Raw genomic sequence first — 12,922 nt, 5'->3', positions numbered from 1 at the left:
TCAGATTTCTTATCTTCAGCCATCAGCGAAAAGCTGATGGCTGATTCCCAGATCTCAGACAAAAAAAACTCGTTTACTTTTTCGCAAACGAGTTCACTTTCCATGATATGATTAATAGTCCTTTCGGTTACTTAGCAACTGCTACTGGTGCTTTGACGGGTTGGGGCTGCAGGTCGCGCAAACTGGGGAAAAGGAAGTGGTTTTCCTCCACATATTGCGCTCCAAACAGTCCTTTTTCAGCCCAGAAATAGCGATCAGTTGTATGCTCGTTACGCTTGACAATCAATAAAGCTGGTGGGCTAATGCCTATAGCTTGAATATACTTACGCGCCGCAGTTACGGGTTTATCCTCGCCACTTTCAATACTATACTGGGGTACAAGTTCAAGTATCTTACGTCCTTCTTGACGACGGCGACTTTTACGTTTCCGTTTTCTGGCCAACCCAATTACCTCCTGTTTTGGCTAATCGTTGTAATGATAGTTACAAAAGCCGTAGTGATTATATCCCTTCTAGACCAAGAAATCAAGTGTCTCTCACAAACCCAATTACAGACAAGTTTGACTAGAAGCTAGACTGAGACTATGTTTAAGTTTTTCTGACAAAAACACACCCCCAAATACCGATACAAAACTTATTATTCTTAAACTTTTTTTAATATATACCGTGATCCACCCCTAAAATAGTGACCAAACCCTTGTCCTAATTGCTTTTTGCTGGCTGCCCTCGACCCAAGAGGATGGTCATTCTCTCCTATGTACACTGGGAAACAAAACTCGCAACCCTAGCTGTATCTGGGTTTTCTAATTTTTTACTTTTTACTTTCTTGGTATGCTCTTCTCCTCCCCCTCCCGGACGCCCCTTAGTGATGATTTTATTGCCCTTTGTCAAGTGCAGATGGAACTTTTGCGGGAGCAAATGGAAGCTGACAGAAGTGCGGTTTATTTAACCGAACCTTTATCGAGTAATTTAATCCCAGTCGTTGTTTATCCGCCTTTTAATCCCCCTTCTCCCCAAAAAAAGCGGCTTTCCTTACAACCGGGGCAACCGGCGGCAGACTTGTTAACTGCGGTTAAGTTAGAAGATTTGTCCCACCTCTGGGGTAATCAGGAGAGCGTCAGCAGTCATCGCTTGTTTTTACCCTTAATGTATGAAGAGGGCATGATCGGATTATTGGTGACAACCAGAGAAAAACGACCTTGGCAAAGCTGGGAATTAACCCAGATGGAAAAAATCACCCAAACCCTCGCTTTAGCCTGTGTACTTGATCGCCAATTGGGGGAAGAACGTTATTATCGACAATGGCAAAGTCAGCGCCTCGATACCTTTCTCCATCAAATCCGCAATCCCCTCACCGCTTTAAAAACCTTTGGTAAACTTCTGCTCAAAAGACTTTTAGCCGAAGAAGGTAACGATCCCGCCATTGCTGGTATCCTGAGGGAAAGCGATCGAGTTCGGGACTTAATCGCCGAATTTGAGGCACAAATCCACCAAGAAAGCGAAAATTACCCCACTGTCGATATTCCTCTCCTGCAAGCGCAATCTTCCCCCACCGCCTTTCTCTTGCCTGCTGACAGCAGCCAACTAACTCCGATCGATCTCCATGATCTTCTCGATCCGCTGCTCCTTTCCGCCCAAGCGGTAGCCAAAGAGAGAAATATCGGTCTAGAAACGATTCACGGGGAAGACATACCACTTATTCGCGCCAATGTCCCCGGTTTGCGGGAAGTATTCAGCAATTTAATTGATAATGCCCTCAAATATACTGCTGCCGGCGGCAAAGTCACCGTCGAGGTAAAAAATGTTAAGAATAGTGTAGAAATTGTTTTTAAAGACACGGGTTATGGTATTCCGAGGAGCGATCAAGAAAGAATTTTTCAACGTCACTACCGGGGAGTGCAAGCGGGGGGAGATATAGGGGGTACGGGATTGGGTTTAGCGATCGCCAAAGAATTAATTACCAGCATGGGGGGGACGATTGAATTTATCAGTCCCAATCCCGATCCAACAAGTTCCCCCTACCCTGGCACGGTTTTTCGGGTTAGTATGCCGATTATAGCCGATGATCACCTCAGTATAGAAAGTTGATCTGGTCGTAAATTCTGCCTATTGTCCCGATCAGGAGATTCCCCGATCGATCGGTTAAAATATATGGAAAATATCAGTGTCACTGGTAACTTGGCTGTGAACCAAAAAAGAATTGACTAATTATGCCGACTATCGAACAATTAGAACCCGCTAATAAGGCCGATGTGGTAGTATATATGCCCTACTATGCCAAGGACAAACATAGTATCCTGCCCTATGCGATCGCTTTGTATCAAGCAGGATCTTTAGAAGGTCGTCGTCGCATAGAAAGCAGTAAAGGGATTCCCTTTGTAGCGTCTTGGTATGTATCAAAATTGCCCTCGGAATTGACCCGTTGTCGTTTACAATTTGAAGGACAGGCCGACCTAAGCTATGAGATGACGATTATTAACTCCGAGTTGATCGAATATCTCATCGATGCGATTAAAACCTTTAAGCAGCTAGGTTCGGCCGACTTTTCGCAGGGATTTTATCGGAAACTGCTGCGATTTGAAGAATAAAAGTCGGGACTGTACGGGTTAAAAGGAGCAAATCGTGGCGAAATCAGCCAAATCTATACTTATTTCTTCCCTGGAACCCCTCAGTGGTAAATCGGGAACTGTAGTCGGTTTAGCGCATCTCTTGCGACAAAAAGGACTAGAGATAAGTTACGGCAAACCAGTGGGCAATTGTCCGGGCTACGTCGATGGGCAATTGGTCGATGAGGATGTAGAATTTATCCGGCAATTACTAGAATTATCCCCCGAGCAGCTGCGTTTACCCCTGATCTATACGGATGTGGATTCCGTTGCTAAACGTCTACAAGGTGCAGATCAACAGGACTACGGCAATATTCTTGCGGGCTATCTCGATCGGGTTAACAGTGATATTACCCTCCTCGAAGGGCCGGGGACTCTCTGGGAAGGCAGTATTTTTCAGTTATCAATGGGGGAGATGGCCAAAATTCTCCAGACTCCGATCCTATTGGTGGCCCGCTATAGTTCTCCCCTGATTGCCGAGAGTCTGCTGAAAGCAAGACAGGAATTAAATAATCAGCTGCTGGGGGTAGTGATTAGTGATATCCCTGCCGATGATTGGGAGGAAGTACAATCTCTCCTGAAACCCTATCTCGCTGGCCAAGGGGTGGAAGTTTTAGGACTGTTACCCGCTAGTAAACTGCTGCGTAGTATTAGTGTTCGGGAAATCGTCCATCTTTTGGGGGCCAAAGTATTATGTCGGCCCGATCGTTTGGATTGGATGGTAGAAAGTTTAGCGATCGGGGCAATGAATGTCAACGCCGCTTTAGAATATTTTCGCAAGGGGGAAAATATGGCCGTGATTACGGGTGGCGATCGCACAGACCTACAGTTAGCTGCCCTAGAAACTTCCACCACCTGTTTAATCTTAACCGGTTCCATCTCTCCAGAGCCTCTGATTTTAGACCGGGCCGAGGATTTAGAAGTACCAATTCTCTCGGTAAATTTAGATACTCTCACCACCGTGGAAATCGTCGATCAGGCCTTCGGGAAGATTCGCTTACAGGAACAGGTAAAAGTCGCTTGTATTCGAGAATTAATGGAGGAACATTTCCAGATTGATCGCCTGTTAGAAAAGTTAACAATAGGGGCGTAATTTCTCCCCGGCTGCCGAGAATTTCACTGGAAATCCCTTCATGAGTCTATCATCCTCACCTGTGTCCCCTCCGGTCAAAGAAAATGACTGGAGCTTATTATTAAGACTACTTCCCTACGCAAAAAAGCAAAAAGCCCTGCTATTTTGGTCATTAATACTTCTTTTTCCCCTATCTCTCACGGGGGCAGTCCAACCCTTAATTATCGGTCAAGCGGTCTCCCTTTTGCAAAAGGAACAAACTTGGGATTTTTTGGCTCAAATGCCCTTAACAGCAGCCATTAATACCCTAATTATTATCCTGTCGGTTTCGATTATTTTACGACTGATTTTAGGGACAACACAAGGTTATCTAGTGCAGAAAGTCGGTCAGTCAATTACTGCTAATGTCCGGGAAGATTTATTTACCCATGTCACCTCCCTTTCCTCTAGTTTTTTTGATCGCTCTCCCGTGGGACGTTTAGTCACTCGTTTAACCAGCGATGTGGAAGCATTAGGAGAAGTTTTTGCTAGTGGGGCGATCGGAGTTGTCAGTGATCTGGTCAATATTTTAGTTATTATCATCACCATGTTTACCTTGCAATGGCAATTAGCTCTATTGTTGGTGTTGATGTTATTTCCCGTCACCGCTTTAATTATCTTTTTTCAAAAACAATACCGCAGCGCTAACTATCAAGTACGCGAGGAATTATCAAAACTTAATGCCCAATTACAGGAAAATGTAGTCGGAGTCAATATTGTTCAATTATTTCGCCGCGAACGCTTTAATGCTGAAATGTTTCGCGCTATCAATACTCAATATCGTCAATCCCTAGATCAAACAATTTTTTATGATTCTGCCGTCTCAGCTACTTTGGAATGGATCGGATTAATTGCCGTGGGAGGAGTATTATGGTTAGGCGGTATTTTTATTCTCCAGAAAACCATTGATTTTGGAGTTTTATCAGCTTTTATTTTATTCTCTCAGCGTCTCTTTAATCCCCTGCGTCAGTTTGCGGAAAAATTTACCATGTTTCAAGCGGGTTTTACTGCTATAGAACGCATTGGTGAATTAATTAGTATTCCCATTGAAATCACCGATCCTAACAGTTCTAAAGAGCTTTATTTTCCAGAAAAACGTCAAACTGGCGAGATTATTTTTGAAAATGTTTGGTTTGGTTATAAACCCGATGAATATATTATCAAAGCTCTCAATTTTACCATTCATCCAGGGGAAAAAGTCGCTTTAGTCGGTCCCACCGGTGCGGGAAAAAGTTCGATTATTCGTCTTCTCTGTCGTCTTTACGAACCGAGTAAGGGCAGAATTCTAGTGGATGGTATCGATATCCGTTATCTTCCCCAAGCGGAATTAAGACGTTATATCGGTGTCATTCTCCAAGAAACTTTTCTCTTTGCTGGCGATGTTACTCGCAATATTACTTTAGGGGAAAATTATGATTTTGAGCAAGTGAAGGCAGCGGCTAAATTAACCAATATCGATCACTTTATCGAGGAGTTACCCGATGGTTATCATACTCTTTTACGGGAACGGGGCGCAAATTTATCGGGAGGACAAAAACAATTACTCGCTTTTGCGAGAGTCGCTATTCGTAACCCCGAAATTCTAGTTTTAGATGAAGCTACCGCTAGTTTAGACGTGGGAACAGAAGTATTAATTCAAGAAGCTTTAGAACAGATTTTAGTTGATCGTACTGCGATTATTATCGCCCATCGTCTCTCGACTATTCGCGATGTCGATCGAATTCTTGTTCTTAAACGCGGGGAATTAGTCGAATCGGGAACCCATGAAGATTTATTAACCAAAGACGGCCTCTACGCTAGTTTATATAAACTGCAAATGTTAGGCACAGATATTTAACAGTTATCAGTTATCAGTTATCAGTTATCAGTTATCAGATTAAAGTGATAAGTTTTAAGTTTTAAGTTTTAAGTTTTAAATGATATTATAGCGTTTCCTAAGCTAGTGAGGTACACCTATTTTTCTTCCCTTTTGCCTTTTGCCTTTTGCCTAAAACCTATAACTTTTGTACCTCAGCAGACTGAAAAACGCTATATTCACCGATCAATCTTCACTAATTACTGTTTACTGATTACTGTTTACTGATTACTGATAACTGACAAACCCCCCACTTCCTTGCAAAAATGCCTTCGCCAGAGTCCGCTCCGTTATTATCACAACTGCAAAAAAAAGTCAATAGTTTAGATGTACCATTTTATGCGCCAGGGCATAAGCAGGGGGAAGGAATCGGGGAAGATTTAAGTAATTTACTGGGAAAAAGCGTCTTTAAAGCCGATTTACCCGAATTACCCGACCTGGATAATTTGTTTGCCCCGACGGGAGTGATTAAAGAAGCGCAAATTTTAGCAGCCGAGACATTTGGGGCAGATAAAAGCTGGTTTTTAGTCAATGGTTCCAGTTGTGGCATTATTGCGGCGATTTTAGCCACTTGCGGCGAGGGAGATAAAATTATTTTGGCGAGAAATATTCATAAATCGGCAATTTCGGGCTTAATTCTCTCTGGGGCGCAACCTATCTTTATCAATCCTGAATATAATCCCACTATCGATCTAAATTTAAATATAACCCCCCAATCCCTCGCAAATGCCCTAAAACTCCATCCCGACGCTAAAGCGGTGATGGTAGTCTCTCCCACCTATCAAGGGGTTTGCTGTGACTTAAAAACTATCGCCCAGATTACCGATCATTATTCTATCCCGCTGCTCGTCGATGAGGCTCACGGGGCGCATTTTGCCTTTCATCCCGATTTACCTCCGGCTGCCCTGTCTCTCGGCGCCGATATGGCTATTCAGTCCACCCATAAGGTTTTGGGGGCCTTAACTCAAGCATCGATGTTACACTTAAAAAGCGATCGCATTAGTTCCGAAAAAGTCGATCGAGCCTTACAATTAGTTCAAACCACTAGCCCTAGTTATTTGCTTCTCGCTTCCCTTGATAGTGCTAGAAAGCAAATGGCGACGCAAGGACTAGATTTACTGAGCAAAACTCTTGATTTAGCCGCTATCGCCCGAAAAGAACTCAATAAAATTCCTAATATCTCTGTTTTAGACTTTCCCCATTCTATCCCGGGTTGTCACTGGTTCGATCGCACTCGTTTAACGGTAATTGTCAAAGATTTTGGCTTAACTGGTTACGAAATAGACGATATTTTGCGAGAAAAATACGCTGTCACCGCAGAATTACCGACTTTCAGCCAACTTACTTTTATTATCTCCATCGGCAACCATCGCGAACACATTAATCGCCTAATTACTGCTTTTCAATGCCTGAAATCCCCTTCCTCTACCAGTTTACCCCCCACTCCTCCCCCAGTCACGGGAAATTTGGCTATTTCTCCTAGAAAGGCTTTTTTTGCCCCTACAGAGATAGTATCCCGGAAAAATGCCCTCGATCGTCTTAGTGCTGATGTTATCTGTCCCTATCCCCCCGGTATTCCCGTTTTGATGCCGGGAGAGTTAATTTCGCAGGAAATCCTCGACTATCTGCAAACTATTTTAGACCTCGGTGGCACGATTACCGGCGGTAGTGATGATAATTTGGCAACTTTCAGGGTTTTAAAATAATCGCAAAATTATCTGATATATTAACCAGAAAAAGGCGGTAATAGCAATGGCTCCAATGGCTGCCATCACGGCAATGATAGCAATTTCAGGAAACCTTAGAGTTCCTTGCAGTTGCGGAATTAACAGGAAAACGAGGGTAATTGCTGCTAGAATCGGTAAATCTTTCCCTTCAATCACTTTTTTAAATAATGCCAAAACTAAGCCACCTAAGATCATAAAGGCGATGACAATTCCTGCCGAGGGAACTAAACTATTTAAGGCAATTACTAATAATGTCCCCTCAAACCCTGTAAAGGCAGCATTAGCGAAAGTTTCTCCAAGAGAAAAGCGGGAAGTTTTTCTCATCACTGGAGGAGATGGAGGAGATGAAGGAATTGGAGAAGGTGGAGGAGATGGGGGAATTGGAGAAGGTGAAGGAGATGGGGAAAATGGAGGAGGAGGATTTAAAGCGGTTAAAACTTCTCCACAGGATTGAAATCTATCCCGGGGATTTGCTAGTAACATTTTATTGAATACTTGGGCTAAATCTGAGCTAATATTAGGGGCATAATTTTGCCAATTCCAGAACTGTTTTTGCGGATCGTATAGCTCATCAGGATCGCGATTAGTTAAGAGTATAACACAGGTAGCTGCTAAGGCATATAAATCTGTGGCTGCCGATACCTGATTGCCTAATTGTTGTTCGGGAGGAGCAAATCCAGCCGAGTAAATTGTTGTGGATTTCTCTTGTGTATTATTGGGATTATTGGTAGCCTGTTTTACTGCCCCAAAATCGAGTAAATAGAGGCGGCCATTTTTGGATAACATGATGTTAGATGGTTTTATATCCCGGTGAATGGAACCATTTTCATGAATAAATTTGAGGATAAGAAGTAGTTCTTTGAGAATGTTTTTAACTTCACTTTCTTGAAAGGGTTTTTGTTGCTGCTGGAGAATTTGTTCTAAGTTTTTACCGTCGATATATTCCTGGGCCAGATAAAAAAATTGCTCTTCTTCTCCCGTTAATTGATTCTTGACTTTTAAAGGGAAAAAAGCATAGAGATCGGGGATTTGGGGATGTTCTCGTCCTAAATCTTCTAAAACGTGCGCTTCTTGAAAAAATAAGGTTTTCGCTTTTTCTAAAGCTTGCGGACTTAAATTACCGGAAGGTTGAAATTGTTTGAGTACACATTTAGCTTTTTTGGGACTATAACGATCTACTGCTAAAAATGCTGCCCCAAATCCCCCTTGTCCCAATAGACGTTCTGGTAAATAACGTCCCCCCAAAATTAATGGCATCCCGCAAGTAATACAATATTTCTGCTCGATCGAGGTTAAGCGATTGTTATCGTCTAGGTCTAGGCACTGATTACGCGGTCTCGGACAGTGGGGACGCGTGCAAATAACTTCCATAATCACCGTTTCCCTTGGTACTGCTCTTAGTTTAGCTACTACCGGCAATTCGGGTTAAAATTTTTATTCTTGAGAAAGAGTTAAAAAGGGGGTCTGTAGGCCGACACGGATTCCCATTATACTACAAGGTTAGCAAAAATTTTGGAGTTTGTCAAGTCTTTGGCTGAAAAAAATTCAGCCAGATCTAGCGGTTATCTTCATGGTGGGGTGGGAAGTCTCGGTGCTTTTTTTAGTTGAATGAGCGGGCCAGACGATTAACCCCAGTGTGTAATAACTGTTCCAAACTTTGGCGATCGCAAATGGCTTGAAAATTGATCACAAAACAGGTTAAACCCAGTCCAAAGAGGATAAAAGTGGGGGCCATAACCACACCAATCATTAACCAAGTGGCGACGTGGAGAAACATGGTGACAGCGAACAACAAAGCTAGGGAAGCAATGGGGAAGATTTGACGGGTAGGACGACCAAAATAGAGAAAAAGAACGGTTAAAAGGGTGGTTACTAAGTTAGCGGGTACTAAAAAGGCACAAATCGAGACGCAATAGTGGCGAGAAAATTCAGCGAGAGTATTAAAATCTATCATGAATAATAGTTTACAATTGCCTGAGTCTTAGTCTTCTCGATTGTAGCGGAAAATTTACATGATCGGGATGAAGGTGACTGAAGACAGATTAAGCTGTGGTCGAATAGATTTTCGAGAGGGAGCTAAAACGAGGATCGGGGGATAGATCCTCTGGTTATAATGAAATCTGGGAAAATGACACCGCCGCATCCCGAAAACTCTCACCCCTTGCTAGGTATAATCGATCGCAGGAAAAATTTTATGAGTAAATTTGTCTTTGTCACCGGGGGAGTCGTTTCCAGTATTGGGAAAGGAATTGTCGCTGCTAGTTTGGGAAGATTGTTGAAAAGTCGGGATTATTCCGTCTCAATTCTGAAATTAGACCCCTATATCAACGTGGATCCAGGTACGATGAGTCCTTTTCAACACGGAGAGGTATTTGTCACCGATGATGGGGCCGAAACCGACCTCGACCTTGGCCACTACGAACGTTTTACCGATACGGAACTCTCCCGTCTCAATAGCGTGACTACTGGCTCGATTTATCAAGCGGTATTGAATAAAGAGCGCCGTGGTGCTTATATGGGGGGAACTGTGCAGGTAATTCCCCATATTACCAACGAAATCAAGGAAAGGATTCTCCGGGTGGCCAAAGATACCAACCCCGATATTGTCATCACAGAAATTGGTGGTACGGTGGGAGATATCGAATCCTTGCCTTTTTTAGAAGCAATTAGGCAATTTAGGAAGGATGTGGGTCGAAATAACGTGATTTATATGCACGTTACCCTAATTCCTTGGATTCCGGCCGCTAAGGAGATGAAAACGAAACCGACGCAACACTCGGTCAAGGAATTAAGATCGATCGGCATTCAACCGGATGTGTTAGTCTGTCGTTGTCATCTACCCCTACAACCGGGGTTAAAAGAAAAACTCTCAGCTTTCTGTGATGTGCCGGTGGAATCGGTGATTACTGCTCAGGATGCCAGCAGCATCTACGAAGTTCCTCTCAATCTGGAAAAAGAGGGATTAGCGCAACAAACCCTAGAATTATTAAACCTGGGTCCCCGATACCCCCATCTGGAGGAGTGGGAAAATCTCATCCGACAGATGCAATCCCCCGGTCAAAAATTAGAGATAGCTATTGTTGGTAAATATGTGCAGTTGGGGGACGCTTATCTCTCGGTGGTGGAGGCCCTTAAACACGCAGCTATTGCCCTTAATAGCGAGATAGAATTGCGTTGGGTAAGTGCCGAAGATGTGGATAAAGATTCGGCCGAAGCTCATTTAAGCGGTGTTGACGGTATTGTTGTACCCGGTGGTTTTGGGATTAGGGGTGTGGATGGCAAAATTAAGGCGATCGAGTATGCTAGGGTCAATAATATTCCTTTCTTGGGTCTCTGTTTAGGGATGCAGTGTTCGATTATCGAATGGGGTCGCAATGTGGCCCGATTAGAAAGGGCCAATAGTTCCGAATTTGAAGAGGATACACCGAATCCAGTGATTAATTTACTGCCAGAACAGGCAGATGTGGTGGATTTAGGGGGAACAATGCGCTTAGGTCTCTATCCCTGTCGTTTAAATCCCGATAGTCTAGCTTTCTCTCTCTACGGTCAAGAGGTTATCTATGAGCGCCATCGTCACCGTTACGAGTTCAATAATGCCTATCGTAGTCTCTTTTTTGAGACTGGTTATCTGGTGAGTGGCACTTCTCCTGATGGTCGTTTGGTGGAAATTATCGAACTACCAAAACATCCTTTCTTTATTGCTACCCAATTTCACCCCGAATTTCGCTCCCGTCCCAATAAAGCTCATCCTCTCTTTTCTGGTTTCATGAAAGCGGCCCTCAAGGGTAGAGAGCAAAAGTTCTCCCTGAGTAGTCAGCATTCAGCTATTAGTTAGGGTTTGCTGGTTCTATTGGCTCAAAATCTGGTTTTTTGGGGGGAAACCCCCGAAAATTTGTCATCTTACCCCCAGTTTGGCCTAGGGTTTTCCGAATTGACGTTGATAAACCACTTCTTCCTTGCCAGATTCCAGTTTAATATCCGAGCGAGGATAGGCCACACATAACAAAGCATAGCCTTCTTTTTGCAGGTCGGGGGATAATCCCATGCCATCACTTTGTTCGACGCTACCCTGGGAAAGTTGAGCGGCACAGGTAGTACATACGCCCGCATTGCAAGAACTGGGTAAGTCGATTCCCGCATCGTAGGCCGCTTGTAGTATAGTTTGATCTTCCCTAACTTCGATCGTTTGTGTTGTTCCTAAATGAGAAATTTCTACTTTGTAGGTTGTGGTCATGGCTAATGAATGATGCTTTGAACTTCACCTATTTTATCATTCTAGATTGCGGATATAGAAGAGAGGGGGGAAATCTGTACCTAATCAGGTTTTCACCGGTCGGCATATAATTGATTGTCATAAAAGATGATAAGATACTGAAAAGTAGTAACTTTTTCTGGCAATTTGCCCTGTAATTAAAAGAAACAAAAGAGAGAAATACATTCTCTCTTCTGCTCATGAAAATTATGCCAATTTTCCCATAACCAAGGGGAAGTTATTCTACTTGTAATTGGCTCTCGTGTCTTTAACCGCCGCCCAAAAAAATAGGGCTGTTAATGGTACACTTGCCGCTAGAATTAAGCCAGTGGTGGTATTGCCTAAATCCGGTTCTCCTGAACTAATTTCAAAGACACAACCCACACCAGCGATCGCTGCAATACAGGATAATAACAATAAAACGCCGCTTTTCGGGGTCATCTTCACTCCTCACCTAAATTCACTAATGCCTTTATTTTGTCACTTTCTCGACGGGTTTCACCGCTTGCACGGAAAAACCGTGTTTTTTTAATTCTTCATTGAGTGCCAAATCGTTATCTACTCTGTCCACGAACATGACACCATTAAGATGATCCATTTCGTGTTGAATTACCCGCGCTAGTAAACCGTTAGCTTGCAGTTTTCGCGGTTTGCCCTGTTCATCTTTATAACTCACTTCGATCGCTTGGGGACGGATGACATCTAAAAACACATCGGGAATACTCAAACAACCCTCTTCCGCTTTGCACAATTCCCGACTATAACCGATAATTTGGGGATTAATCAGAATTAGGGGCGTATTTTCGGGTTTATCGGGTTCACAATCGATGACAATCAATTGTTTATTAACTGCCACTTGGGGAGCCGCTAATCCGATACCATTGGAACTATACATAGTTTGCAGCATTTCTCTGGCTAATTGACGAATGCTGTCATCGACTTTAGTAATCCGCTTGGCCGGTTGACGCAAGACTCGATCGCCGAGATAATGCAGTTCTAAAGGGGGCTTTTCTAATTTGCGTTTTTCTACGGTAATAGTGGCGCTCATAAACTTAATTATCGATGGGATGCACAATTTTGATCTTAGTCACTGGCTCTGGGGCAAAAAAACCCAGACCCTTCATAAAATTTTACACTGATCACAGACAGTTCGTCCATATCAGGGAGGGGGGGTTGGGGAGATTTTTCAGTTATCAGTTATCAGTAATCAGTAATCAGTGAGGGAGAGGGGAGATTTTTCAGTTATCAGTAATCAGTAATCAGTGAGGGAGAGGGGATATTTTTCAGTTATCAGTTATCAGTTATCAGTTATCAGTAAGCAGTAATCAGTAATCAGTGGGGGAGTGGGGAGAAGGGAGAAAAAAGTTGATTG

The 12,922-nt window shown here is 43.3% G+C and carries 12 protein-coding genes; 6 read left to right on the top strand and 6 right to left on the bottom strand.

The genetic code is table 11. The features are described from left to right. Positions 1-127 precede the first annotated feature (127 nt). On the bottom strand, positions 128-442 hold the full coding sequence (locus GQR42_RS17040) for a DUF3155 domain-containing protein (RefSeq protein WP_004268081.1): 315 nt from the start codon (positions 440-442) through the stop codon (positions 128-130). Positions 443-830: 388 nt separating this feature from the next. Here GQR42_RS17040 and GQR42_RS17035 point away from each other — a divergent pair, with 388 nt between their 5' ends. From GQR42_RS17035 to GQR42_RS17015, 5 genes are all read left to right on the top strand, one after another. Beyond that, a complete protein-coding gene (locus GQR42_RS17035) occupies positions 831-2,087 on the top strand; it encodes a GAF domain-containing sensor histidine kinase (RefSeq protein ID WP_158200858.1) in 1,257 nt (418 codons plus the stop codon). A 122-nt stretch (positions 2,088-2,209) separates the two neighbouring features. Further along, positions 2,210-2,587, top strand: coding sequence for a type IV pilus biogenesis protein EbsA (gene ebsA, locus GQR42_RS17030; protein ID WP_158200857.1), 378 nt, complete (start codon positions 2,210-2,212; stop codon positions 2,585-2,587). Between the two features lie 34 nt (positions 2,588-2,621). Then, on the top strand, positions 2,622-3,698 hold the full coding sequence (locus GQR42_RS17025) for a phosphotransacetylase family protein (RefSeq protein ID WP_158200856.1): 1,077 nt from the start codon (positions 2,622-2,624) through the stop codon (positions 3,696-3,698). Positions 3,699-3,738: 40 nt separating this feature from the next. Next, positions 3,739-5,553: an ABC transporter ATP-binding protein gene (locus GQR42_RS17020; RefSeq protein WP_158200855.1), complete on the top strand. Its 1,815-nt coding sequence runs from the start codon at positions 3,739-3,741 to the stop codon at positions 5,551-5,553. 284 nt (positions 5,554-5,837) lie between these two features. Then, positions 5,838-7,277 carry an aminotransferase class I/II-fold pyridoxal phosphate-dependent enzyme gene (locus GQR42_RS17015; protein WP_158200854.1) on the top strand — a complete coding sequence of 480 codons (1,440 nt, stop codon included), beginning with the start codon at positions 5,838-5,840 and terminating at the stop codon, positions 7,275-7,277. Here the strand turns inward: GQR42_RS17015 and GQR42_RS17010 are convergent. Next, a complete protein-coding gene (locus GQR42_RS17010; protein ID WP_158200853.1) occupies positions 7,269-8,669 on the bottom strand; it encodes a serine/threonine-protein kinase in 1,401 nt (466 codons plus the stop codon). The two genes, GQR42_RS17015 and GQR42_RS17010, sit on opposite strands and share 9 nt — an antisense overlap. A gap of 229 nt (positions 8,670-8,898) precedes the next feature. Further along, positions 8,899-9,252 (bottom strand): hypothetical protein, encoded by a 354-nt coding sequence (locus GQR42_RS17005; protein ID WP_158200852.1) that lies wholly within the window; start codon positions 9,250-9,252, stop codon positions 8,899-8,901. 240 nt (positions 9,253-9,492) lie between these two features. On the opposite strand from GQR42_RS17005, the gene GQR42_RS17000 reads away from it, so the two are divergent. Beyond that, entirely contained in the window at positions 9,493-11,133 is a 1,641-nt protein-coding gene (locus GQR42_RS17000; RefSeq protein ID WP_158200851.1) for a glutamine hydrolyzing CTP synthase, read from the top strand. Between the two features lie 81 nt (positions 11,134-11,214). Here the strand turns inward: GQR42_RS17000 and GQR42_RS16995 are convergent, their stop codons facing one another. From GQR42_RS16995 to def, 3 genes are all read right to left on the bottom strand, one after another. After that, positions 11,215-11,532: a 2Fe-2S iron-sulfur cluster-binding protein gene (locus GQR42_RS16995; protein WP_158200850.1), complete on the bottom strand. Its 318-nt coding sequence runs from the start codon at positions 11,530-11,532 to the stop codon at positions 11,215-11,217. Between the two features lie 261 nt (positions 11,533-11,793). Continuing rightward, positions 11,794-11,991, bottom strand: a complete 198-nt coding sequence (locus GQR42_RS16990; RefSeq protein WP_002731987.1) for a hypothetical protein — start codon at positions 11,989-11,991, stop codon at positions 11,794-11,796. Positions 11,992-12,022: 31 nt separating this feature from the next. Continuing rightward, positions 12,023-12,598: a peptide deformylase gene (gene def / locus GQR42_RS16985; protein WP_158200849.1), complete on the bottom strand. Its 576-nt coding sequence runs from the start codon at positions 12,596-12,598 to the stop codon at positions 12,023-12,025. Between the last annotated feature and the right edge of the window lie 324 nt (positions 12,599-12,922).

The organism is Microcystis aeruginosa FD4 (assembly GCF_009792235.1).
GTDB classification, from domain to species: domain Bacteria; phylum Cyanobacteriota; class Cyanobacteriia; order Cyanobacteriales; family Microcystaceae; genus Microcystis; species Microcystis viridis.
The sequence above is the reverse complement of the archived record's forward strand: the minus strand, read 5'-3'. Positions and strand labels throughout refer to the sequence as shown.